The sequence below is a fragment of the Burkholderiaceae bacterium genome (genome assembly GCA_024235995.1).
Lineage (GTDB): Bacteria > Pseudomonadota > Gammaproteobacteria > Burkholderiales > Burkholderiaceae_C > Ottowia.
Genome location: JACKLI010000001.1, coordinates 92,731 through 117,454 on the forward strand (window position 1 = coordinate 92,731; position 24,724 = coordinate 117,454).

General features: G+C 68.1%; 18 protein-coding genes and 4 tRNA genes. 2 read left to right on the forward strand and 20 right to left on the reverse strand.

Annotated features, from left to right (window positions below; all coding sequences use genetic code 11):
* Positions 1 to 104 precede the first annotated feature (104 nt).
* The 16 genes from H6927_00460 to H6927_00535 form a co-directional block, all read right to left on the reverse strand.
* Entirely contained in the window at positions 105 to 734 is a 630-nt protein-coding gene (locus H6927_00460) for a DUF4390 domain-containing protein (GenBank protein ID MCP5216579.1), read from the reverse strand.
* On the reverse strand, positions 706 to 2,049 hold the full coding sequence (gene rsmB / locus H6927_00465) for a 16S rRNA (cytosine(967)-C(5))-methyltransferase RsmB (GenBank protein ID MCP5216580.1): 1,344 nt from the start codon (positions 2,047 to 2,049) through the stop codon (positions 706 to 708). The genes H6927_00460 and rsmB overlap by 29 nt, the downstream gene beginning before the upstream one ends.
* A complete protein-coding gene (locus H6927_00470; protein ID MCP5216581.1) occupies positions 2,049 to 2,645 on the reverse strand; it encodes a LemA family protein in 597 nt (198 codons plus the stop codon). The genes rsmB and H6927_00470 overlap by 1 nt, the downstream gene beginning before the upstream one ends.
* A 79-nt stretch (positions 2,646 to 2,724) precedes the next feature.
* The gene (gene rpoC, locus H6927_00475; GenBank protein MCP5216582.1) at positions 2,725 to 6,954 is read right to left on the reverse strand and encodes a DNA-directed RNA polymerase subunit beta'; all 4,230 of its coding nucleotides are present in this window, start codon (positions 6,952 to 6,954) and stop codon (positions 2,725 to 2,727) included.
* Positions 6,955 to 6,974: 20 nt separating this feature from the next.
* Positions 6,975 to 11,087, reverse strand: coding sequence for a DNA-directed RNA polymerase subunit beta (gene rpoB / locus H6927_00480; protein MCP5216583.1), 4,113 nt, complete (start codon positions 11,085 to 11,087; stop codon positions 6,975 to 6,977).
* A gap of 363 nt (positions 11,088 to 11,450) precedes the next feature.
* Complete coding sequence (gene rplL, locus H6927_00485) at positions 11,451 to 11,828, reverse strand: 50S ribosomal protein L7/L12 (GenBank protein ID MCP5216584.1); 378 nt, start codon at positions 11,826 to 11,828, stop codon at positions 11,451 to 11,453.
* Positions 11,829 to 11,871: 43 nt separating this feature from the next.
* On the reverse strand, positions 11,872 to 12,378 hold the full coding sequence (gene rplJ, locus H6927_00490; GenBank protein ID MCP5216585.1) for a 50S ribosomal protein L10: 507 nt from the start codon (positions 12,376 to 12,378) through the stop codon (positions 11,872 to 11,874).
* A gap of 266 nt (positions 12,379 to 12,644) precedes the next feature.
* Entirely contained in the window at positions 12,645 to 13,343 is a 699-nt protein-coding gene (rplA, locus tag H6927_00495; protein MCP5216586.1) for a 50S ribosomal protein L1, read from the reverse strand.
* Complete coding sequence (gene rplK, locus H6927_00500) at positions 13,344 to 13,775, reverse strand: 50S ribosomal protein L11 (protein MCP5216587.1); 432 nt, start codon at positions 13,773 to 13,775, stop codon at positions 13,344 to 13,346.
* A gap of 117 nt (positions 13,776 to 13,892) precedes the next feature.
* On the reverse strand, positions 13,893 to 14,474 hold the full coding sequence (nusG, locus tag H6927_00505; GenBank protein MCP5216588.1) for a transcription termination/antitermination protein NusG: 582 nt from the start codon (positions 14,472 to 14,474) through the stop codon (positions 13,893 to 13,895).
* Positions 14,471 to 14,854 carry a preprotein translocase subunit SecE gene (secE, locus tag H6927_00510; GenBank protein MCP5216589.1) on the reverse strand — a complete coding sequence of 128 codons (384 nt, stop codon included), beginning with the start codon at positions 14,852 to 14,854 and terminating at the stop codon, positions 14,471 to 14,473. Before secE ends, nusG begins: the two co-directional genes overlap by 4 nt.
* 114 nt (positions 14,855 to 14,968) lie before the next feature.
* Positions 14,969 to 15,044 (reverse strand) — tRNA-Trp (locus H6927_00515).
* A gap of 15 nt (positions 15,045 to 15,059) precedes the next feature.
* On the reverse strand, positions 15,060 to 16,250 hold the full coding sequence (gene tuf / locus H6927_00520) for an elongation factor Tu (GenBank protein ID MCP5216590.1): 1,191 nt from the start codon (positions 16,248 to 16,250) through the stop codon (positions 15,060 to 15,062).
* A gap of 74 nt (positions 16,251 to 16,324) precedes the next feature.
* Positions 16,325 to 16,399: transfer RNA gene (locus H6927_00525), tRNA-Thr, on the reverse strand.
* 36 nt (positions 16,400 to 16,435) lie between these two features.
* Positions 16,436 to 16,509: transfer RNA gene (locus H6927_00530), tRNA-Gly, on the reverse strand.
* Positions 16,510 to 16,603: 94 nt separating this feature from the next.
* Positions 16,604 to 16,689, reverse strand: a tRNA-Tyr gene (locus H6927_00535).
* Positions 16,690 to 16,979: 290 nt separating this feature from the next.
* Between H6927_00535 and H6927_00540 the strand changes: the two genes are divergently transcribed.
* Complete coding sequence (locus H6927_00540) at positions 16,980 to 18,146, forward strand: efflux RND transporter periplasmic adaptor subunit (GenBank protein ID MCP5216591.1); 1,167 nt, start codon at positions 16,980 to 16,982, stop codon at positions 18,144 to 18,146.
* Positions 18,143 to 21,319, forward strand: coding sequence for an efflux RND transporter permease subunit (locus tag H6927_00545; GenBank protein MCP5216592.1), 3,177 nt, complete (start codon positions 18,143 to 18,145; stop codon positions 21,317 to 21,319). The genes H6927_00540 and H6927_00545 overlap by 4 nt, the downstream gene beginning before the upstream one ends.
* On the opposite strand, the gene H6927_00550 is transcribed toward H6927_00545, so the two are convergent.
* The 4 genes from H6927_00550 to H6927_00565 form a co-directional block, all read right to left on the reverse strand.
* Complete coding sequence (locus tag H6927_00550; GenBank protein ID MCP5216593.1) at positions 21,267 to 22,004, reverse strand: uracil-DNA glycosylase; 738 nt, start codon at positions 22,002 to 22,004, stop codon at positions 21,267 to 21,269. The two genes, H6927_00545 and H6927_00550, sit on opposite strands and share 53 nt — an antisense overlap.
* Position 22,005: 1 nt before the next feature.
* Positions 22,006 to 22,806, reverse strand: a complete 801-nt coding sequence (gene trpC, locus H6927_00555) for an indole-3-glycerol phosphate synthase TrpC (GenBank protein ID MCP5216594.1) — start codon at positions 22,804 to 22,806, stop codon at positions 22,006 to 22,008.
* Between the two features lie 179 nt (positions 22,807 to 22,985).
* The gene (gene trpD / locus H6927_00560) at positions 22,986 to 24,020 is read right to left on the reverse strand and encodes an anthranilate phosphoribosyltransferase (GenBank protein ID MCP5216595.1); all 1,035 of its coding nucleotides are present in this window, start codon (positions 24,018 to 24,020) and stop codon (positions 22,986 to 22,988) included.
* 26 nt (positions 24,021 to 24,046) lie between these two features.
* A complete protein-coding gene (locus tag H6927_00565) occupies positions 24,047 to 24,724 on the reverse strand; it encodes a LysE family translocator (GenBank protein MCP5216596.1) in 678 nt (225 codons plus the stop codon).

The following is a 24,724-nucleotide window of genomic DNA, read 5'->3' on the forward strand; positions in this document are numbered from 1 at the left end:
CCTGCCCCGGCAGCTCCAGGTCGAACTCGCCTCGCGGCGCTGTCACTGGACGACCCTCCGCGCTGCGCGCTGCGGGATTCGCGCTTGGGAGCGGCCCGGCGCGCTCATGGCTTGCGCTCCAATTCCAGCGGCTGGCGCCGCTCGAGCGCGAGGTGCCAGTCCGACTGGCGCAGCCCACCCAGCTGGAAGGTGCGCGGCAACTGGCTGGCGTCCAGCCGAAACTGAAACTGCAGCAGTTGCGCGCCGCCGCCGGCCAGTTGCTCGGTGCTGGCGATCTTCCAGCCGGCGATGCGTTGCACGGCCGCCATCACCTCGGCCAGGGACTCGTACTGCTGCGACAGGCCCAGGCCCAGCTCGGCGTCGTTGATGGGCTCGCTGGAGGTGTTGAGGCGCCAGTGGCGCGTCAGTGGCTGATAGGCCACGCGCGTGTAGCGCGTGGCGGCCGCCAGCTCCTGGTCGAACCAGTACCAGCGCTCGCGCAAGACCCGGGCCTCGGCCACGAAGTGCACCGGAATGCCCTTGAGCAGGGCGTCCTGCACCGAAGGAGCCAGCTCGAAGCTGAGCTCGGCATACAGCAGAACCTCGTCGTCGCTGCGCTCGACGCGCAGCGACGGCACGCCCGGCGCCGCCGCCCAGGCCGCGCCGGACGCGCCTGCCAGCCCGGCGCACAGCAGCGCGGCCAGCGCGCGCCGGCGCGCCCGCGCCTCAGGCGGCAGGCTTGTGCAGCAGGGCATAGAAGAATCCGTCTTCATCGTGCCCGCCATTGTCGCCAAGCTCGGCGCCCGCGCCCGGCTGGATGGGCAACAAATGGCCGGGCGCCGGCAGCGGATGCGCGTCGGTGTTGCGTGCGGCAAACGCCGCGATGCGTTCGGCGCCCTCCGCGCGAAACACCGAGCAGGTGCAGTACAGCAGGCGCCCGCCCGGCGCCAGCAGCGGCCACAAGGCCTGCAGCAGGCGGTCCTGCGCAGCCGCCAGCTGCGCGATGTCGCTGGCGCGGCGCAGCCAGCGCACGTCCGGGTGGCGGCGCACGATGCCCGAGGCGCTGCAGGGCGCATCCAGCAGGATCGCGTCGAAAGGCACCCCGTCCCACCAGGCCGCGGGATCGCCCGCATCGGCCACGCGCACCTGCGCCTGCAGCCCCAGGCGCTGCAGGTTCTGCTCGATGCGCGGGCTGCGCTCGGCGCTCAGCTCCAGCGCCGTGACCTGGGCGTGCGGCGCCAGTTCCAGCAGGTGGGCGGTCTTGCCGCCCGGCGCGGCGCAGGCGTCCAGCACGCGCAGGGGCTGCTGGCCCAGGCCGTCCAGCAGCAGGGGCGCGGCCCGTTGCGCGGTGGCCGACTGCACCGACACCAGGCCTTCGGCAAAGCCGGGCAGCTCATGCACCGGGCGCGGCGACGCCAGCCGCAGGGCCGCGCCGCCCAGCGGCGTGGCGGCCATGCCGCGTCGCGCCAGCTGCTCGCCATAGGCGGCCACGTCGCTGCGCCGCACGTTGACCCGCAGGTCCATCGACGCGGGCACCTGGTTGGCCGCCAGCAGGGCCGCCCAGTGATCGGGGTGATCGGCCTGCAGGCGCTGGATCCACCAGGCGGGGTGGTTCCAGCGCGCGACCGGGTCGGCCGCCAGCGCGGCCAACAGCCCGTCGGCGTCACGCCGGAACTGGCGCAGGCAGGCGTTGATGAAGGCTGCCTGGCGCCGCAGCGCAGGCTCGCGCTTGGCCGCTTCCACGGTCTGATCGACCACGGTGAAGGCCGGGTAGGTCTGCGCGCAGCCCGGCAGCAGCAGGGCGAGCGCGCTGCACAGCAGGGCATCGGCGAGCGGCGCCGGCCGGCGCGGCGCGAGGCGGCCGCGCAGCGCCTGCGCCGTACCCCAATGGCGCAGCACCTCGAAGCTGAGTGCCTGGGCGCCCGCGCGCAGGGCGGGCGGTGCGCCCTCCAGCAGGCGGGTCAGCGACTGGCCCGCGCCCACGCCCTCGATCAGGCGCGCCAGCAACTGCAACTGCCGCCACAGCGGCGGCGCCTGCCGCGCCGCGCCAGCACCGGCCGCAGGAGGCATCACGGCCGGCCTTCCTCGATCAGCGGCAGCGCCTGCGCCGCGCGAAAGCCGCACAGGCGCGCCATCAGTGCCGCCGGAAACTGGTCAATGGCGGCGTTGTAGCGCTGCACCGCGGCGTTGAACGCCGCCATCAGCGGCTGCTCCTGCTGGCGCAGGCGTTCCCACTGCGCCAGCACGGGCGTGGCGTCCATGGCCATATGGCTGGCCCAGTCCTGCACCGGCACGCCGGCCCACGCCGCTTCCAGCGCCGCATGGGCCAGCACCAGCCGGCCCACCGCGTCCGCGTCGGCCGGCCGCGCGCGCACCGGCGCCAGGGCCAGGGCCCACTGCTCGCTGGCGGCGCCCAGGCGCACCCACGATGGCAGCGCGGGCGCGGGCGCAACATTGGCGCCCTCGCTGGCATCGGCACCGGCCGGCCCCTGGCCCTGCTTCAGCGCATCGCCCAACCACGCCAGCCGCTCGATGAAGCGCGTATCCAGCGGAGCCCAGGCGGTGCCGATGGCGGCGCGCAGGCGCATCAGGCGGTTGTACGCGCCCACCGCCCAGAACAGCACCAGGGCAAGGGCGACGACGGCAATCACCAGACCGTCGGACATGGCTTCGATTTCGATTCCATACAAAAAAGCCCTGGCACGCCGATGGAGCGTGCGCAGGGCGCTATGCTTTCAAAAGCAGTCAGGCCGCCGAAGCGCCTTCGTCGGGCAGCGACGCGGCCGCGGCCGCCTCGGTGGCTTCGGCCAGCTCGGCCGCCTCCGCCTCGGCGATGGCGCGGCGCTCGGCCTCGTCCATCTGGTCCTTGGCCTTGCGCGCCTGGTGGTAGGCCAGGCCGGTGCCGGCGGGGATCAGGCGGCCGACGATGACGTTTTCCTTCAGGCCCCGCAGCTCGTCGCGCTTGCCCATGATGGCCGCCTCGGTGAGCACGCGCGTGGTCTCCTGGAACGACGCCGCCGAGATGAAGCTGTCGGTGGACAGCGAGGCCTTGGTGATGCCCAGCAGGATGTTGGAGTAGGTGGCCGCGATCTTGCCCTCGGCCTGCAGCGCCTCGTTGGTGTTGAGGATTTCGCTGCGCTCGACCTGCTCGCCGGCGATGTAGCTGGACTCGCCGGGGTTCTCGACCACGACGCGGCGCAGCATCTGGCGCACGATGACTTCGATGTGCTTGTCGTTGATCTTCACGCCCTGCAGGCGGTACACATCCTGCACCTCATCGACGATGTAGCGCGCCAGCTCTTCCATGCCCAGCAGGCGCAGGATGTCCTGCGGGTCGGCCGGACCGTCGACGATGGACTCGCCCTTGTTGACCACCTGGCCTTCGTGCACCAGCAGGTTCTTCTCCTTCGGGATCAGCTCTTCCCACACCTTGCCGTCCGGGTCGGTGATCTGCAGGCGGATCTTGCCCTTGGTTTCCTTGCCGAAGGAGATGGTGCCGGTCTGCTCGGCCAGCACGCCCTTGTCCTTGGGACTGCGCGCCTCGAACAGCTCGGCCACGCGCGGCAGGCCGCCCGTGATGTCGCGCGTCTTCTGGCCTTCGACCGGAATGCGCGCCAGCACCTCGCCGGGGCCCACGTCCTCGCCGTCGCGCACCTGGATCAGCGCGCCGACCTGGAAGCCGATGGTCACCGAGTGGTCGGTACCGGGAATCTTGACCTCGTTGCCGCTGGCGTCGATCAGCTTGACCTGCGGGCGCACGATCTTGGCCGAGCCACGGCGCTTGGGGTCGATCACCACCAGGGTGGACAGGCCGGTGACCTCGTCCACCTGCTTGGCCACCGTCAGGCCTTCCTCGACGTTCTCGAACTTGATGCGGCCGGCGTACTCGGTGATCACCGGGCGCGTCAGCGGGTCCCAATTGGCCAGGATGGTGCCGGCCTTGATGGTCTGGTCGGCCTTGACGGTCAGCGTGGCGCCGTAGGGCACCTTGTGGCGCTCGCGCTCGCGGCCGTGCTCGTCGTGGATGGTGATCTCGCCCGAGCGCGAGATGACCACCAGCTCGCCGCGCGTGTTGGTCACGTAGCGCATGGTGGCGTTGAAGCCGATCGCACCGCTGGACTTGGCCTCGACGTTGGACGCCACGGCCGCGCGCGACGCGGCGCCGCCGATGTGGAAGGTGCGCATGGTCAGCTGCGTGCCGGGCTCGCCGATGGACTGCGCGGCGATCACGCCCACGGCCTCGCCGGTGTTGACCAGGCCGCCGCGGCCCAGGTCGCGCCCGTAGCACTTGGCGCACAGGCCGAAGCGCGTGGCGCAGGTCAGCGCGGTGCGCACGCGCACCTCGTCGATGCCGGCGGCCTCCAGCTCGTCGATGGCGTCCTCGTCCAGCATCTGGCCGGCCTTGACGACCACCTCGCGCGTCTCGGGGCTGACCAGGTCCTCGGCCGCGGTGCGGCCCAGGATGCGATCGCGCAGCGACTCGATCACCTCGCCACCCTCGACCACAGCGCGCATCAGCGAGCCGTTGCTGGTGCCGCAGTCGACCTCGGTGACCACCAGGTCCTGCGTCACGTCCACCAGGCGGCGCGTGAGGTAGCCCGAGTTGGCGGTCTTCAGCGCCGTGTCGGCTAGGCCCTTGCGGGCGCCGTGCGTCGAGATGAAGTACTGCAGCACGTTCAGGCCTTCACGGAAGTTGGCCGTGATGGGCGTCTCGATGATCGAGCCGTCGGGCTTGGCCATCAGGCCGCGCATGCCGGCCAGCTGGCGGATCTGCGCCGCGCTGCCGCGCGCGCCCGAGTCGGCCATCATGTAGATGGAGTTGAAGGACTCCTGGTCCACTTCCTTGCCGTGGCGGTCCAGGGTCTTTTGCTTGGCCAGCTGGGCCATCATGACCTTGGAGACCTCGTCGCCGGCCTTGCCCCAGATATCCACCACCTTGTTGTAGCGCTCGCCGGCAGTGACCAAGCCCGAGACGTACTGCTGCTCGATCTCCTTAACCTCTTTTTCGGCGCGCTCGATGATGGCCGGCTTTTCACCGGGCACCAGCATGTCCTCGATGGCGATCGAGATGCCCGCACGCGTGGCCAGGCGGAAGCCGTTTTGCAGCAGCTTGTCGGCGAACACCACGGTGTCCTTCAGGCCGCACTTGCGGAAGCTGGCGTTAATCAGGCGCGAGATTTCCTTCTTCTTGAGCGCCTTGTTCATCAGCGAGAACGGCAGGCCCTTGGGCAGGATCTCGGACAGCAGGGCGCGGCCCACGGTGGTGTCCACCAGCGAGGTGGAAGGCACCAGCTCGCCGCTGGCCTTGTCCTTGGTCCACTCGGTCATGCGCACGGTGACCTTGGCCGTCAGCTCGACCACGCCGCCGTCCAGCGCGCGCTGCACCTCGCCCACGTCGGAAAACACCAGGCCCTCGCCCTTGCCGTTGATGCGGTCGCGGGTGGTGTAGTACAGGCCCAGCACCACGTCCTGCGAGGGCACGATGGAAGGCTCGCCCGAGGCCGGGAACAGCACGTTGTTGGAGGCCAGCATCAGCGTGCGGGCTTCCATCTGCGCCTCCACCGACAGCGGTACGTGCACGGCCATCTGGTCGCCGTCGAAGTCCGCGTTGAAGGCGGCGCACACCAGCGGGTGCAGCTGGATGGCCTTGCCCTCGATCAGGATCGGCTCGAAGGCCTGGATGCCCAGGCGGTGCAGCGTGGGGGCGCGGTTGAGCATCACCGGGTGTTCGGTGATGACCTCTTCCAGGATGTCCCACACCACGGGCGTGCCGGACTCGACTTCTTTCTTGGCCGCCTTGATGGTGGTGGCGATGCCCATGGCCTCCAGGCGGGCAAAGATGAAGGGCTTGAACAGCTCGAGCGCCATCAGCTTGGGCAGGCCGCACTGGTGCAGCTTGAGCGTGGGGCCCACGGTGATGACCGAGCGGCCCGAATAATCGACGCGCTTGCCCAGCAGGTTCTGGCGGAAGCGCCCGCTCTTGCCCTTGATCATGTCGGCCAGCGACTTGAGCGCGCGCTTGTTGGCGCCCGTCATGGCCTTGCCGCGGCGGCCGTTGTCCAGCAGGCTGTCCACGGCCTCCTGCAGCATGCGCTTTTCGTTGCGCGCGATGATCTCGGGCGCCTTCAGCTCGAGCAGGCGGCGCAGGCGGCTGTTGCGGTTGATGACGCGGCGGTACAGGTCGTTCAGGTCCGACGTGGCGAAGCGCCCGCCGTCCAGCGGCACCAGCGGACGCAGGTCGGGCGGCAGCACCGGCAGCACCTGCAGCACCATCCACTCGGGCTTGATGCCCGACTTGCGGAAGGCCTCGAGCACCTTCAGGCGCTTGGCGTTTTTCTTGACCTTGACTTCGGAGCCCGTCAGGTCGCCGCGTAGCTTCTCGATCTCGATGTCCAGATCGATGCCCTGCAGCAGCTCCTTGATGCCCTCGGCGCCCATGTGCGCGACGAACTCGTCGCCGTACTCCTTGCGCTTGGCGTCGTAGTCGTCCTCGCTCATGATGCCGAACTTCTTCAGCGGGGTCATGCCGGGGTCGGTCACCACGTAGGCTTCGAAATACAGCACGCGCTCGATGTCGCGCAGCGTCATGTCCAGCACCAGGCCCAGGCGGCTGGGCAGGGACTTGAGGAACCAGATGTGGGCGCAGGGCGCGGCCAGGTCGATGTGGCCCATGCGCTCGCGGCGCACCTTGGTCTGCGTGACCTCGACGCCGCACTTCTCGCAGATGACACCGCGGTGCTTCAGGCGCTTGTACTTGCCGCACAGGCACTCGTAGTCCTTGATCGGGCCAAAGATCTTGGCGCAAAACAGGCCGTCGCGCTCGGGCTTGAAGGTGCGGTAGTTGATGGTCTCGGGCTTCTTCACCTCGCCGAAGGACCACGAGCGGATCTTCTCGGGCGAGGCCAGGCCGATGCGGATGGCATCGAAATGCTCATCCGGCGTGAATTGCTTGAACAGGTCGAGTAGCGATTTCATGTGAACCTATCCTTTTCCGATTAAGAGCGTTCCAGCTCGATGTCCAGACCGAGCGAGCGGATTTCCTTGACCAGCACGTTGAACGACTCGGGCATGCCGGCGTCGATGGAGTGCTCGCCCTTGACGATGGACTCGTACACCTTGGTGCGGCCCTGCACGTCGTCGGACTTGACGGTGAGCATTTCCTGCAGCGTGTAGGCGGCGCCGTAGGCCTCCAGCGCCCAGACCTCCATCTCGCCGAAGCGCTGGCCGCCGAACTGCGCCTTGCCGCCCAGCGGCTGCTGCGTGACCAGCGAGTACGGGCCGGTGGAGCGCGCGTGCATCTTGTCGTCGACCAGGTGGTGCAGCTTGAGGAAGTGCATGTAGCCCACGGTGGTCGGACGCTCGAAGGCATCGCCGGTGCGGCCGTCGTGCAGCCAGGCCTGCGTGCGCGTGGCGGTCAGGCCCTTGAGCTTGGCCACCTCCTCCGGGTACGCCAGCTTGAGCATGGCGTGGATGTCCTCTTCGGTGGCGCCGTCGAACACCGGCGTGGCGAAGGGCACGCCGCCGGTCAGGTTTTCGGCCATCTCCAGCAGCTGCTCGTCGCTGATGGACTTGAAGTCCTCCTTGCGGCCGGTGGCGTTGTAGAGCTGCTCCAGATACTGGCGCAGCTTGGCCACGCGGTTTTCGGCGGCAAGCATCTCGTTGATGCGCGCGCCGATGCCCTTGCCGGCCCAGCCCAGGTGGACTTCCAGCACCTGCCCCACGTTCATGCGCGAAGGCACGCCCAGCGGGTTGAGCACGATGTCGGCGGGCGTGCCATCGGCCATGTAGGGCATGTCCTCGATCGGCACGATCTTGGACACCACGCCCTTGTTGCCGTGGCGGCCGGCCATCTTGTCGCCGGGCTGCAGGCGGCGCTTGACGGCCAGGTAGACCTTGACCATCTTCAGCACGCCGGCGGGCAGCTCGTCGCCTTGCGTCAGCTTCTTGCGCTTTTCCTCGAAGGCGAGGTCGAAGCTGTGGCGCTGCTGCTCGATCGACGCCTTGATGCTCTCGACCTGGGCGGCCACGCCGTCGTCGGCCGGACGGATGTCGAACCAGTGGTATTTGTCGACCGAGGCCAGATAGGCCTTGTCGATCTTGCTGCCCTTGGCGATCTTGTTGGGGCCGCCGTTGGCAATCTTGCCGATCAGCAGCTTCTCGATGCGGTCGAACGCGTCGGCCTCCACGATGCGCAGCTGGTCGTTCAGGTCCAGGCGGTAGCGCTTGAGCTCGTCGTCGATGATCTGTTGGGCACGCTTGTCGCGCTGGATGCCCTCGCGGGTGAACACCTGCACGTCGATCACGGTGCCCTGCGAGCCCTGGTCCACGCGCAGCGAGGTGTCCTTCACGTCACTGGCTTTCTCGCCGAAGATGGCGCGCAGCAGCTTTTCCTCGGGCGTGAGCGTGGTCTCGCCCTTGGGCGTGACCTTGCCGACCAGCGTGTCGCCGGGCATCACCTCGGCGCCGACGTAGATGATGCCGGACTCGTCCAGGCGGTTCAGCTGCTGCTCGGACAGGTTGGGAATGTCGCGCGTGATCTCTTCGGCGCCCAGCTTGGTGTCGCGCGCCATCACCACCAGCTCCTCGATGTGGATGCTGGTGTAGCGGTCCTCAGCCACCACGCGCTCGCTGATCAGGATCGAGTCCTCGAAGTTGTAGCCGTTCCAGGGCATGAAGGCGATCAGCATGTTCTGGCCGATGGCGATCTCGCCCAGGTCGGTCGAGGCGCCGTCGGCCACCACGTCGCCCTTGGCCAGCTTGTCGCCACGCTTGACGATGGGGCGCTGGTGGATGTTGGTGTTCTGGTTGGAGCGCTGATACTTGATCAGGTTGTAGATGTCCACGCCCACTTCACCGGCCACCGCCTCGTCGTCGTTGACGCGGATCACGATGCGCGTGGCGTCCACGTAGTCCACCACGCCGCCGCGGCGCGCCGTGACCACGGTGCCCGAATCGATGGCGGCCACGCGCTCGATGCCGGTGCCGACCAGCGGCTTTTCGGGGCGCAGCACGGGCACCGCCTGGCGCGACATGTTGGCGCCCATCAGCGCGCGGTTGGCGTCGTCGTGCTCCAGGAAGGGCACCAGCGAGGCGGCCACCGACACGATCTGCGCGGGAGACACGTCCATGTACTGGATGCGCTCGGCGCCCACCAGCACCGAGTCGCCCTTCTCGCGCGCCGACACCAGGTCGCCCGTCAGGCGGCCGTCCTTGTCCAGCGTGGCGTTGGCCTGGGCGATGATGTACTTGCCCTCCTCGATGGCCGACAGGTAGTCGATCTCGTTGGTCACCTTGCCGTCCACGACGCGGCGGTACGGCGTCTCGATGAAGCCGTACTCGTTCAGGCGCGCGTACAGCGCCAGCGAGTTGATCAGGCCGATGTTCGGGCCTTCCGGCGTCTCGATCGGGCACACGCGGCCGTAGTGCGTGACGTGCACGTCGCGCACCTCGAAGCCGGCGCGCTCGCGCGTCAGGCCGCCCGGGCCCAGGGCCGAAACGCGGCGCTTGTGCGTGATCTCGGCCAGCGGGTTGGTCTGGTCCATGAACTGCGACAGCTGCGAGGCACCGAAGAACTCCTTCAGGGCCGCGGAGATCGGCTTGGAGTTGATCAAGTCGTGCGGCATGAGCGGTTCCTGCTCGGCCTGGCCCAGGCGCTCCTTCACGGCCTTCTCGATGCGCGCCAGGCCCATGCGGTACTGGTTCTCGGCCAGCTCGCCCACGCAGCGCACGCGGCGGTTGCCCAGGTGGTCGATGTCGTCCACCTCGCCGCGGCCGTTGCGCAGCTCGACCAGGATCTTGACCACGGCCAGGATGTCGTCGTTGGACAGCACCATCGGGCCGGTCGATTCGTCGCGGCCCACCTTGGCGTTGAACTTCATGCGGCCCACGCGCGACAGGTCGTAGGTGTCGGGGTTGTAGAACAGGCGCTGGAACAGGGCCTGCACCGCGTCCTCGGTCGGCGGCTCGCCGGGGCGCATCATGCGGTAGATGGCCACGCGGGCGGCGAACTCGTCGGCCGTCTCGTCGGCGCGCAGGGTTTGCGAGATGTAGGCGCCCTGGTCGAGCTCGTTGGTGAAGATGCAGGGCAGCTCCTGCACGCCAGCCTCGCGCAGCTTCTTCAGCAGGCCTTCGGTCAGCTCCTCGTTGGCCTTGGCGATGATCTCGCCGGTGTCGCCGTCGACGATGTTCCGGGCCACCACGCGGCCCAGCAAAAAGTCCTCGGGCACGCTGATGTGCGTGGTGCCCGACTGCTCCAGCTCGCGCGTGTGGCGCACGGTCACGCGCTTGTCCTTGGCCACCACCACCTTGCCCGACTTGTCGGTGATGTCGAAGCGCGCCACCTCGCCCTTCAGGCGCTCGGGCACGAACTCCATCTGCCCGCCGCTGTCCATCAGGCGGAAGTTGTCGTTGACGAAGAAATTGGCCAGGATCTGCTCGGGCGTCAGGCCGATGGCCTTGAGCAGGATGGTGACCGGCATCTTGCGGCGGCGGTCGACGCGGAAGAACAGGATGTCCTTGGGGTCGAACTCGAAGTCCAGCCACGAGCCGCGGTAGGGAATGATGCGTGCCGAGAACAGCAGCTTGCCCGAGCTGTGCGTCTTGCCCTTGTCGTGCTCGAAGAACACGCCCGGCGAGCGGTGCAGCTGGCTGACGATCACGCGCTCGGTGCCGTTGACAATGAACGAGCCCTTGTCGGTCATCAGGGGCACCTCGCCCATGTAGACCTCCTGCTCCTTCACTTCCTTGACCACCTTGGACTGCGAGGTGGAGGACTCGCGGTCGTAGATGATGAGCTGCACGCGCGCGCGCACGGCCGAGGCGAAGGTCAGCCCGCGCGTCTGGCACTCGCGCACGTCGAAGGCCGGCTTGGCCAGGTTGTATTCGATGAACTTCATCTCGACAAAGCCGTTGTGCGAGACGATGGGGAAGGCGGATTCGAACGCGGCCTGCAAACCCTCGTGGGTGCGCTTCTTGGGCGCCGTGTCGGCTTGCAGGAAGGCGGTGTAGGCGTCGCGCTGCATCTGCAGCAGGTACGGAACCTGGAGCACGCTGTCGCGGCTGCCGAAGCTCTTGCGGATGCGCTTGCGTTCGGTGAAGGTGTAGGCCATGAAATCTCCGGGCGTCGAACCAAAAGGTCCTGGATATCAGGCGACTAGGAAAGTCAGGCCCCAAACAGCCTGACGAAAGCTTGGCGGCTGGCCACTACCAGCCCATGGCGGACAGCCGCGCGTTGCACGCGGCCCGGACCAAGTGGTCTTCTGCAGTCGGGTTCAGAAGACACTTGCAAGCGGCGATCAGCCGCCGCTTGCAGGTGCGCTCTGAAAGCGCAAAAGGCTGGCCTTGCGACCAGCCTGTAAATCGGATGCCTGCCGTAGCGAGCGGCGCGAGGTTTGCGGGAGAAGCGCAGCCGTACCGAAGTACGGCGAGCATCGCAGCGCAAAGATCGCGTCGCGCAGTAGGCAGGGGCCGATTTACTTGAGTTCGACCTTGGCGCCGGCCTCTTCCAGCTTTTTCTTGGCCGCTTCGGCATCCGCCTTGGCAATGCCTTCCTTGACGGGCTTCGGAGCGCCGTCGACCAGGTCCTTGGCTTCCTTCAGGCCCAGGCCGGTGATCTCGCGCACCGCCTTGATGACGGACACCTTGTTGGCGCCGGCTTCCAGCAGTTGCACCGTGAACTCGGTCTTTTCCTCGGCGGCGGCAGCGGCGCCAGCGCCACCACCGGCGGCCGGGGCGGCCATGGCGGCGGCGCTCACGCCGAACTTCTCTTCGATGGCTTTCACCAGGTCGTTGAGTTCCATGACCGTCATGCCGTCCAGCGCGGTCAGAAATGCGTCTTTATCGAATGCCATTTTGATTTCCCAATACAGTTAAACGGATCGTTTGGCGGCGCCCTCAGGCAGCCGCCGCCTCGCCTTCGCCCTTCTTGGCCGCCAGCGCGCCCAGCACCACGGCGGTGCGGGAGATCGGCGACATGAGCAAGCCACACAACTGGGCCAGCAGCACTTCCTTGCTCGGAATGCTGGCCAGCTCCTTCACGCCGTTGGCATCCAGGGCCTTGCCACCGTAAACGCCCGCGCGGATGACCAGCTTGTCGTTGGTCTTCGCGAAATCGGCCACCACTTTGGCGGCGGCCACGGCGTCTTCGGAGAAGCCATAGATCAGCGGGCCGGACATCTGCTCGCTGGCCACTTCGAAGCTGCTGCCGGCCACAGCCCGGCGCGCCAGGGTGTTTTTCAACACACTCAGGGCCACGCCTTGGCTGCGCGCCGAAGAGCGCAGTTTCGTCATGTCAGCGACCGTGACGCCGCGGTATTCCGCCATCACCAGCGTTTGAGCTTTTGCGGCGAGGTCGGTCACTTCTTTGATGACCGCTTCTTTCTCACTGCGATTCAGACTCAAGGTCTACTCCTTAAAAAGCGTTGCTTGCGATTGAAAGCCGAGGCCTGCAACCTGGGCAACGCACCTTCCAAAGCGACCGACCGTTTCAGGAAAATCCTTGTTCCGGCAGGCTCGCCATCTGCGCTGGCCGCTCCCGAAACGGGAGCTGATTAAGTCCGGCTTGCGCCGACCCGCCAGCGGTCTTGGATGGCCTGGGACTGCCCAAAGGTCGCCCCAGCCCACCACACCGGCGCCGCGCCCCCGAGGGAGCGCGGCGCCGAATTTCGTCACCCCGCGTTGATCGTCTGGGTATCGACCCGCACGCCCACGCCCATGGTGCTGGACACCGCCACCTTGCGCAGGTACACGCCCTTGCTGGTGGCGGGCTTGGCCTTGTTCAGCGCCTCGATCAGCGCCGCCAGGTTGCCCTGCAGCTTGTCGGCGTCGAACGAACGGCGGCCGATGGTGCCGTGCACGATGCCGGCCTTGTCGACGCGGAACTGCACCTGGCCGGCCTTGGCGTTCTTGACCGCCGTGGCCACGTCAGGCGTCACCGTGCCCACCTTGGGGTTGGGCATCAGGCCGCGCGGGCCCAGGATCTGGCCCAGCGTGCCGACCACGCGCATGGCGTCCGGCGCGGCAATCACCACGTCGAACGGCATGTCGCCGGCCTTGACCTGGGCGGCCAGGTCGTCCATGCCGACGATGTCGGCGCCGGCGGCCTTGGCCTCCTCGGCCTTGGCGCCTTGGGCGAACACGGCCACGCGCTTGGTCTTGCCGGTGCCGTTGGGCAGCACCACGGCGCCACGCACCACCTGGTCGGACTTCTTGGCGTCGATGCCCAGCTGCACCGCCACGTCGATGGACTCATCGAACTTGGCCGTGGCGTGCTCCTTCACCAGCGCCAGCGCTTCGGTCAGGGCGTACAGCTTGGTCGATTCGACCTTGCCCTCCTGGGCCTTTTGTTTCTTGGTCGGCTTGGCCATTTACACACCCTCCACCGTGACGCCCATGGAGCGGGCGGAACCGGCGATCGTGCGCACGGCGGCGTCCAGATCGGCGGCGGTCATGTCCTTTTGCTTGGTCTTGGCGATCTCTTCGAGCTGGGCGCGCGTGATCTTGCCCACCTTGTCCGAATTCGGCTTGGCCGAGCCCTTGTCCAGCTTGATGGCCTTCTTGATCAGGGTGGCCGCGGGCGGCGTCTTGATGATGAAGGTGAAGCTCTTGTCCGCGAACGCCGTGATGACCACGGGCAGCGGCAGGCCGGGCTCGACACCCTGGGTCTGGGCGTTGAACGCCTTGCAGAACTCCATGATGTTCAGGCCGCGCTGGCCCAGCGCCGGGCCAATGGGTGGAGAGGGGTTGGCCTTACCAGCTGGCACTTGCAGCTTGATGAAGCCGACGATTTTCTTCGCCATGCTTATGCTCCTTGCGGGTGCAAACGCGCAACTTGTGCGCTCCCCGGGGTTGCGACTCGACAAACAGACCGCTGGCGCCGAGTCGGCAAGCGCCAGCAGCTATGAAACCAATAGCGATCAGGCCTTTTCGACCTGCGCGAACTCCAGCTCGACCGGCGTGGCGCGACCGAAAATGGTCACCGACACGCGCAGCTTGCTCTTGTCGTAGTTGACTTCCTCGACCGTGCCGTTGAAGTCGGCAAACGGGCCTTCCTTGACACGGATGTACTCGCCCACCTCGAATTCGACCTTGTGGCGCGGCTTCTCGGTGCCTTCCTGCATCTGGTTGACGATCTTCATCACGTCGTCTTCCGAGATCGGGGCCGGCCGATTCTTGGCGCCGCCCACGAAGCCGGTCACCTTGTTGGTGTGCTTGACCAGGTGCCAGGTGTCGTCGTCCATGATCATCTCGACCAGGACATAGCCGGGGAAGAACTTGCGCTCGGTGGTGCGCTTGACGCCGTTCTTGATCTCGACCACTTCCTCGGTCGGCACCAGGATGCGGCCGAACTTGGCCTGCATGCCCGCGCGGTTGACCCGCTCGCGGATGTTGCGCTCGACCGCCTTTTCCATGCCCGAATAGGCATGCACCACGTACCAGCGCAGATCGGGGTTGGTGGACGCGCCCGCGCTCATGTCCGTCATCACGTCGCTCGTCATTGCTTCCACCCCAGGATCAGGTCGTACAGCGACCACTGCAGGAACCGGTCGACCAGCCACATGAACAGCGCCAGGAACACCGTGAAGGCAAACACGAAGGCCGTGGTCTGCAGGGTTTCCTTGCGCGTGGGCCACACGACCTTTTGCATCTCGCGCCACGAGTCGCGCCCGAACGCGATCAGGCGCCGGCCGGACTCCGAGCTCAGGAACGCCACCGCCGCCAGGACCAGGCCGACGATCAGGCTGCCCCATTGGGCCCAGGCGCCGCGGCCGGACAACAGGTAAAAGGCCGTCACCCCACCGACGACCAGCAAGCCGGCGGCGGCCAGCTTGGCCTTGTCAGCTCCCGTGCTTACGGTTTCGATTTGCGTGCTTGCCATGTGGGCTGCCGGTTTCCAATACACAAGAGGCCTTGGGAGCCTCGAACTTCATTCACGTCTCAACGCGCAAGCCCGCCAAGGTGGCGGGCTTTGCAAAACCACCCGTTTTTCAGGTGGCAGGGGCAGTAGGAATCGAACCTACAACCTTCGGTTTTGGAGACCGACGCTCTGCCAATTGAGCTATACCCCTAGAGCCCTGCAACCATCACTCGATGATCTTGGCCACCACGCCGGCGCCCACGGTGCGGCCACCCTCGCGGATGGCAAAGCGCAGGCCTTCTTCCATGGCGATGGGGGCAATCAGCTTGACCGTGATGCTCACGTTGTCGCCCGGCATCACCATCTCCTTGTCCTGGGGCAGCTCGATGGAGCCCGTGACGTCGGTGGTGCGGAAGTAGAACTGCGGACGGTAGTTGTTGAAGAACGGCGTGTGACGCCCGCCCTCGTCCTTGCTCAGCACGTACACCTCGCCGGTGAAGTGGGTGTGCGGCTTGATGGAGCCGGGCTTGCACAGCACCTGGCCGCGCTCGACGTCCTCGCGCTTGGTGCCGCGCAGCAGGATGCCGACGTTGTCGCCCGCCTGGCCCTGGTCCAGGAGCTTCCTGAACATCTCGACGCCGGTGACGGTGGTCTTTTGCGTGGCCTTGATGCCGACGATCTCGATTTCCTCGCCGACCTTGATGATGCCGCGCTCGACGCGGCCGGTGACGACGGTGCCGCGCCCGGAGATGGAGAAGACGTCTTCGACGGGCATCAGGAAGGTGCCGTCGATGGCGCGCTCGGGGGTGGGGATGTAGCTGTCCAGGGCGTCGGCCAGGTTCATGATGGCCACTTCGCCCAGCTCGCCGGTGTCGCCTTCGAGGGCCAGCTTGGCGCTGCCCTTGATGATGGGGGTGTCGTCACCCGGGAATTCGTACTTGGACAGCAGCTCGCGCACTTCCATCTCGACGAGCTCGAGCAGTTCGGCATCGTCGACCATGTCGCACTTGTTGAGGAAGACGATGATGTAGGGCACGCCGACCTGACGGGCCAGCAGGATGTGCTCGCGGGTCTGGGGCATGGGGCCGTCGGCGGCGCTGACGACCAGGATGGCGCCGTCCATCTGGGCGGCGCCGGTGATCATGTTCTTGACGTAGTCGGCGTGGCCGGGGCAGTCGACGTGGGCGTAGTGGCGGTTGGCGGTCTCGTACTCGACGTGCGAGGTGTTGATGGTGATGCCGCGCGCTTTTTCTTCGGGGGCGTTGTCGATCTGGTCGTAGGCCTTGGCCTGGCCGCCAAATTTCTTGGCCAGCACGGTGGCAATGGCCGCCGTCAAGGTGGTCTTGCCGTGATCGACGTGACCAATGGTGCCCACGTTCACGTGCGGCTTGCTGCGCTCGAATTTCTCTTTTGCCATGTCGAAGACTCCGAAAAAATCAACTCAAACTACACACTGGAAGCGGTGATGCCTGGCTGCATCACCGCTGTTTCTGGTGCCCTTGGTGGGAATCGGACCCACGACCTCTCCCTTACCAAGGGAGTGCTCTACCACTGAGCCACAAGGGCGAATCTCGCTCGGCACGCCGCGCAAGCCACCGGAACTGGAGCGGGAGACGGGAATCGAACCCGCGTCATTAGCTTGGAAGGCTAAGGTTCTACCATTGAACTACTCCCGCGAAGCCAAAGCCTCGGCGAAAGCCGTCTTCCCCGGCCAAAGCCGTTTCCAAGCGCTCGCGTCCACAGGCCATGCGCGCTGCGTATTCCATTCGCTGGTGGAGAGGGCTGGATTCGAACCAGCGTAGGTGTAAACCGGCAGATTTACAGTCTGCTGCCATTAACCACTCGGCCACCTCTCCGGCGAAGAACTCGCAATTATGCCACTGTTTTGAAGCCGTGGACAAGGCGGGCCGCCAAGACCGTCATCACGGACCGCGCCTGCCCGCATTTTCCCGTACGATGCGGCTGTCCGGCCCTGGCTGCACGCGCTGACGGCCGTGCAGCCGCCACGGCGCCGGCAGCCACTTCCCGATCCTCGCCCCCCGCCCATGCCCATGGTGTCCGCTCGCCCGTCCCTGCACGATGGAACGACGCCAAGCCGGCCGGCCGGCGGCGCCCTGCACCACGCCACGCCCGTGGCGCCCCGCTCATGAACACCCTGTTTTCTCCGCGCCGCCGGCCGCTGTGGCTGGCCCTGGCGCTGCTGGTGCTGGCCTGCGCCGCCTGGCTGGGCACCGGCCGGGTGGCCCACTCGGCCAAGCCGGCCGAAACCGCCGCCCCGCCCGTGCAAGCCACCACCACGCAGGTGCGCCAGCAGGACGTTCCGATCGTGCGCAGCGGGGTGGGCACCGTCACGCCGCTGGCCACGGTCACCGTGCGCAGCCGCATCGACGGCCAGCTCGAGCGCGTGGGTTTCGTCGAAGGCCAGGACGTGAAGGCCGGGCAGCTGCTGGCGCAGCTCGATGCCCGGGCGCTGAAGGTGCAGCTGCAGCAGGCCCAGGCCCAGAAGGCCAAGGATGCCGCCCTGCTCGGCAACGCCCGCGTCGACCTGAAGCGCTACGAAACCCTGATCGCGCAGGATGCGGCCACGCGCCAGCAGCTGGACACCCAGCGGGCGCTGGTGGCCCAGCTGGAAGCGGCGCTGAAGATGGACCAGGCGCAGATCGACGCCGCCCAGGTGCAGCTGGGCTACGCCACCATCACCGCACCGATCGGCGGGCGCACCGGCGCGCGCCTGGTGGACCCGGGCAACATCGTGCACGCCGCCGACCCCGGCGGGCTGGTGGTGATCAACCAGATCGACCCGATCGCGGTGGTCTTCAGCCTGCCCGAGGGCGCGTTCCAGGACATCCAGCGCGCGCTCCAGGACAGCCACCGGCCGCTGGAGGTTCAGGTCGGTGCGCCGGGCCAGCCGCAGGCGCTGGCCAGCGGGCGCCTCACGCTGCTGAACAACCAGATCGACAACGCCACCGGCACGATCCGGCTCAAGGCGCAGTTCGGCAACCCGCGGCACGCCCTGTGGCCCGGCCAGTACGTCGATGCCCGGCTGGTGCTGGGCGTGCGCCGGGGCGCGCTCACGGTGCCGGCCGCCGCCGTGCAGCGCGGCCCGGAGGGCACCTACGTCTACACCGTGGGCGACGACAAGAGCGCGCGGATCGCCAAGGTCGGGGTGGCGCAGATCCAGGACGGCCTGGCGGTGATCGATGAGGGCCTGTCGGCCGGCCAGCGCGTGGTGGTCGACGGCCAGTACAAGCTGCGGCCCGGGCTGAAGGTGGCCGAAGCCCCGCGGGCCGCGGCCAGCGAGGCCGGCCGATGAGCCTGTCGGCCACCTTCATCCGCCGCCCCATCGGCACCTCGCTGCTGGCGCTGGCGATCTTTCTGGTGGGCGCGGCGGTGTGGCCGCTGCTGCCCGTGGCCTCGCTGCCGCAGGTGGACTTTCCGACCATCCTGGTGAGCGCCAACCTGCCGGGCGGCAGCCCCGAGACCATGGCCTCGACCGTGGCGCAGCCGCTGGAGCGCCAGTTCTCGCAGATTCCGGGCCTGGCGCAGATGAGCTCGGAAAACACCCAGGGCCAGACGCAGATCACGCTGCAGTTCGAGCTGAGCCGCAACATCGACGGCGCGGCGCTGGACGTGCAGACCGCCATCAACGCGGCCGCCGGGCAGCTGCCGGCCAACCTGCCCAGCCCGCCGCGCTTTCGCAAGATCAACCCGGCGGACTTCTCCATCCTGCAGCTGGCGGTGCAGTCCGACACACTGCCGCTGACCACCGTCAACGAATACGCCGACACCATCCTGGCGCAGCAGATCTCGCAGCTCGACGGGGTCGGCCAGGTCATCGTCTTCGGGCCGCAGAAACCGGCCGTGCGCCTGCAGCTCGACCCGGCCCGGCTGGCCGCGCTGGGCCTGAGCCTGGAGACGGTGCGGGCCGTGGTGACCACGGCCACCGTCAGCCAGGCCAAGGGCTCGATCAACGGCGTCCACCAGAGCTTCACGGTCGACACCAACGACCAGATCCTGAGCGCCGAGCCCTGGAACGACGTGGTGCTGGCCTACAGAAACGGCGCGCCGATCCGCGTGCGCGACGTCGGCCGGGCCGTGACCGGACCCGAGGACGTCACGCAGGTGGCCTGGGCCTTTGCCGGCGCCGCCGCGCCGGCGGCGGACACCAACCCCATCGACGGCCGCGCCATCGTGCTGGGCGTGTTCAAGGTGCCGGGCGCCAACGTGGTCGACACGGTGGAGCGCATCCGCGCCGCGCTGCCCCGCTTCAAGGCGGCGCTGCCGCCGGCGGTGCACGTCAGCGTGCTGGTGGACCGCACGCAGAACATCAGCGCCTCGGTGGAGGACGTGGAGTTCACCCTGCTGCTGACCATCGCGCTGGTGGTGATGGTGATCTTCGTCTTCCTGCGCAACGTGCCGGCCACGCTGATTCCGGGCGTGGCCGTGCCGCTGGCGCTGCTGGGCACGGCGGCGGCGATGTACCTACTGGGCTTCAGCCTGGACAACCTGTCGCTGATGGCGCTGACCATCTCGGTCGGCTTCGTGGTGGACGACGCCATCGTGATGCTGGAGAACATCTACCGCCACATCGAGGACGGCATGCGGCCGATGGAGGCGGCGATGAAGGGCGCGGGCGAGATCGGCTTCACCATCGTCTCCATCTCGGTGTCGCTGGTGGCGGTGTTCATCCCGCTGCTGCTGATGGGCGGCATCGTGGGGCGGCTGTTCCGCGAGTTCGCCATCACCGTCACGCTGGCCATCGGCGTGTCGCTGCTGGTCTCGCTCACGCTCACGCCCATGCTGTGCTCGCGCTTCATCCGGCCGGTGCGGCCCGAGGAGCACGGGCGCGTGTTCCGCTTCTTCGAGCACGGCTTCGACGCGCTGGCGCGCGGCTACCGGCGCGGGCTGCTGCTGGCGCTGCGGCACGAAGGCGCCACGCTGGGCGTGTTCCTGCTGACGATCGCGGCCACCGTGGCGCTGTTCGTCGTCATCCCCAAGGGCTTTTTCCCGCAGCAGGACACGGGCTTCATCTCGGGCTTTGCCGAGTCGGCGCAGGACAGCTCGTCGGCCGCCATGAACCGGCGCCTGCTGCAGTTGGCCGAGATCATCGGGCGCGACCCGGACGTGGCCGCCTACAGCGTGCGCAACGGCTCGACCTTCAACACCGGGCGCGTGGCGATCTCGCTGCGGCCCAAGGCCGAGGGGCGCACCGAAAGCGCCGACCAGGTGATCCGGCGCCTGCGCCAGGCGACGGCCCACGTCGAGGGCGTGCGCCTGTTCATGCAGGCGGGCCAGGACATCAACGTCGGCGGGCGCTCCTCGCGCACCCAGTACCAGTACACGCTGACCGACACCGACCTGCAGGAGCTGGACACCTGGGCGCCGCGCGTGCTGGCGCGCCTGCGCCAGCTGCCCGAGCTGGCCGACGTCGCCACCGACCAGCAGAACGACGCGCCCCTGGCCACGGTGACGATCGACCGCGCGCGCGCCGCCGCCTTCGGCATCTCGCCGGCGCTGATCGACGCCACCCTCAACGACGCCATCGGCCAGCGCCAGGTGGCGCAGTACTTCACGCAGACCAACAGCTACCACGTGATCCTGGAGGTCGCGCCCGCGCTGCAGCAGGACGCCGCGCTGTTCGAGCGGCTGTACCTCACCTCGCCTTTGAGCGGGCAGAACGTGCCGCTGTCGAGCATGGTGCGCGTGGACACCCACAGGACGGGCTTTCTGTCGATCAACCACCAGGGGCAGTTTCCGGCCGTCACGCTCTCGTTCAACCTGGCGCCCGGCGCGGCGCTGGGCGAGGCGGTGCAGGCCATCCAGAAGGCGCAGGCCGAGATGGGCGTGCCCGTCACGCTGCGCGGCACCTTCCAGGGCACGGCACAGGCCTTTCAAAGCTCGCTGGCCAGCCAGCCCTACCTGATCACGGCGGCCATCATCGCGGTCTACATCGTGCTGGGCCTGCTGTACGAGAGCTACATCCACCCGCTGACCATCCTGTCCACCCTGCCCTCGGCGGGGGTCGGCGCGCTGCTGATCCTGATGGCCGGCGGCTACGATTTGTCGGTGATCGCGCTGATCGGCATCATCCTGCTGATCGGCATCGTCAAGAAGAACGGCATCATGATGGTGGACTTCGCCATCCACGCCGAACGCCAGCAGGGCCTGGCGCCGCGCCAGGCCATCTACCAGGCCTGCCTGCTGCGCTTTCGGCCCATCATGATGACCACCATGTGCACGCTGTTCGCCGGCCTGCCGCTGATGCTGGGCACCGGCGCCGGCTCGGAGCTGCGCCGCCCGCTGGGCTACGCCATGGTGGGCGGGCTGATCTTTTCGCAGGCCATGACGCTGTTCACCACCCCGGTGGTCTACATCTACCTGGACCGCGCGCACCAGTGGTACGCGCGCCGGCGCGCCGCCAGGAGCGGCGCCGTCAACCCGCCGCTCGGGCCAGCCAGTCCACCGGCGCCAGTCCCTGGGCCGTGAGCCAGGCGTTGGCCTGCGCAAAGTGCCCGCAGCCGATGAAGGGCACGGGCGGGCGCTGCGCCGACAGCGGCGAGGGGTGGTTGGCGCGCAGCACGCAGCGCGGGCCGGCGGCGGGCGCGGCGGCGGCCACCGCGTCCCAGCGCGCCTGCGCGTGCGCGCCCCACAGCAGCACGCACAGCGGGCGCGCGCTGGCCTGCAGCTCGCCAAGGATCAGCTCGGTCAGGCGCTCCCAACCCTGCCGCGCATGGCTGCCGGCCTGGCCGTCTTCCACCGTCAGGCAGGCGTTGAGCAGCAGCACGCCCTGGCGCGCCCAGTCGGCCAGCAGGCCCGATCGCAGCGTGGGCGCGGGGCCGTATTCGCGCGCCAGCTCCTTGAAGATGTTACGCAGGCTGGGTGGCGCCTTGCAGTCGGGCCGCACGTCGAACGCCAGGCCATGCGCCTGGCCGGGGCCGTGGTAGGGGTCCTGCCCCAGGACGAGCACGTGCACCCGCTCGGGCGGGGTGAGGCGCAGGGCCTTGAACGGCTCGGGCGGGTAGACGACGGCGCCGGCGGCCAGCCGCGCGCGCAGGAAGGTGTTCAGGCGCTCGCCCTCGCCGCTGCGCCAGAAGCGGCCCAGCACCGGCTGCCAGCCGGGCGCCACCGCGTCCGGCGCAGGCGGCCAGGCTTGCAGGCGATCGGGGGGCATCTCAAGCAAACAGTTCGGCCAGGGCCAGCCCCGGCTCGGGCGCGCGCATGAAGGCCTCGCCCACCAGGAAGGCCTGCACGCCGGCATCGCGCAGGCGCTGCACGTCGGCGCGGGTGGCGATGCCGCTTTCGGTCACCAGCAGGCGGTCGTGCGGCACGTCCTTGATGAGGCCCAGCGTGGTGTCCAGCGTGGTCTCGAAGCTGCGCAGGTTGCGGTTGTTGATGCCCACCAGCGGCGTCTTCAGCTTGAGCGCGCGCTGCAGCTCGGGGCCGTCGTGCACCTCCACCAGCACCGCCATGTCCAGGGCGTGCGCCACGGCCTCCAGCTCGGCCATCTGCGCGTCGGACAGGCAGGCGGCGATCAGCAGGATGCAGTCAGCGCCGATGGCGCGCGCCTCGTACACCTGGTAGGGGTCGATCATGAAGTCCTTGCGCAGCACCGGCAGCTCGCAGCTGGCGCGCGCCTGCTTCAGGTAATCGATACGGCCCTGGAAGAACTGCCGGTCGGTCAACACCGACAGGCAGGCCGCCGACACCTGGCCGTCGCCCTCGGCATAGCTTTGCGCGATGTCGGCCGGGATGAAATCCGCGCGGATCACGCCCTTGCTGGGACTGGCCTTCTTGACCTCGGCAATCACCGCGGCCTGGCCTACGGCGATCTTGGCGCGCAGCGCGCCCACGAAATCGCGCGTGAGCACGCGGCTTTCGGCGTCCTCGCGCATGGCGGCCAGCGAGACCTTCTTCAGCCCCGCGGCCACTTCCTCGCGCTTGACCGCGACGATTTTTTCAAGGATGTCGTTCATCTCAATTCTCCATGGCGTCGCGCGCCACCCGCAGCGCATAAAACGCAAAGGGCCGAACGGCCGCGGAGCAGGCCAGGCCAGCGATCGCCGTGGCCGGGGTTTCCCCGGCCACTGGCGATGCCCCCTTGAGGGGGAAGGCGAAACAACGCGAAGCGTGTGGAGACTGGGGGTGTTTCACTTCATGCGCCTGCCGGGTTTTGGCTGAAGGCAGCAACCTGCGCCAGCTTGGCCTTGGCCGCACCGCTGTCGATGGCCGCGCGTGCGCGCTCGATGCCGGCCGCGATGTCCGGCGCCACCCCCGCCGCGTACAGGGCCACGCCGGCATTCAGCAGCACGATGTCGCGCGCCGCGCCCGGCTGGCCGTCCAGCACGCCGCGCAGCAGGGCCACCGACTCGTCGGGGCCCGTCACCTTGATGCTGCGGTTGCTCTGCATGGCCAGGCCGAAGTCCTCGGGGTGGATTTCGTATTCGCGGATCTCGCCGTCCTTCAGCTCGCCCACCAGGGTGGCCGCGCCCAGGCTGACCTCGTCCATGCCGTCGCGGCCGTAGACCACCAGCGCGTGCTCGGCGCCCAGGCGCTGCAGCGCGCGCACCTGGATGCCCACCAGGTCGGGGTGGAATACGCCCATCAGGATGTTGGGCGCGCCGGCCGGGTTGGTGAGTGGGCCCAGGATGTTGAAGAAGGTCTTGACGCCCATCTCCTTGCGCACCGGCGCCACGTTCTTCATGGCGGGGTGGTGGTTGGGCGCGAACATGAAGCCCACGCCCGTCTCGGCCACGCTGCGTGCGATCTGCCCGGGCGTGAGCTGGATGTTGACGCCCAGCGCCTCCATCACGTCGGCGCTGCCCGACTTGCTGGACACGCTGCGGTTGCCGTGCTTGGCCACCTTGGCACCGGCGGCGGCGGCCACGAACATGGCGCAGGTGCTGATGTTGAAGGTGTGCGAGCCGTCGCCGCCGGTGCCCACGATGTCGATCAGGTGCGTGGTGTCGGCCACCTGCACCTTGGTCGACAGCTCGCGCATCACCTGCGCGGCGGCGGTGATCTCGCCGATGGTTTCCTTCTTGACGCGCAGGCCGGTGGTGATGGCCGCCACCATCAGCGGCGTGATCTCGCCCTTCATGATCATGCGCATCAGATCGAGCATCTCGTCGTGAAAGATCTCGCGGTGCTCGATGGTGCGTTGCAGGGCTTCTTGCGGGGTGATGGACATGAGCGTTCCTTGAAAATCGTCGGAAGTTAAGCGGCAGGGGCTTCGGACAGGGCCAGCTTGATGCCGAAGGCGATGAAGACGGCGCCGGCCACGCCGTCCATCCAGCGCGTGACGCGCGCCAGCGCCTGCGTGCGGCCAGCCAGCCAGGCGGCGGCCAGCGCCCAGCCAATGCTGACCAGCAGGCCGTTGGCGGTGAAGATCAGGCCCAGCGCCAGAAACACCCCGCCGGTGCGCGCCGTGCCGGGCGCGATGAACTGCGGCACGAAGGCCAGGAAGAACAGCGCCACCTTGGGGTTGAGCACGTTGGTGAGAAAGCCGCGGCGAAACACCGTGGGCAAGCCCACATTTGAGTCAAATCGGCCGCTGGACGGCATATCGTCTGCGCCAACAGCTATCGTTTTGGTAGTATTCTGAAAAACCGCGGAGCGCAGCATCTGCACCCCCACCCAGCCCAGGTACAGCGCGCCCAGCCCCTTGAGCACGCCGAACGCCGTGCTGCTGGCCGCCAGCAGGGCCGACACGCCCAGCGCCGCCGCGCCCACGTGCACCAGGCAGCCGGCGGCGATGCCCAGGGCGGCCACCACGCCGGCGCGCGCACCGGCGCGCATGGCGTTGGCGCCGACGAACAGCACGTCCGGCCCGGGCGTGAGGTTGAGCAGCAGGCCGGCGGCGACGAACAGCAGCAGGGTATGCAGGTCGGGCAC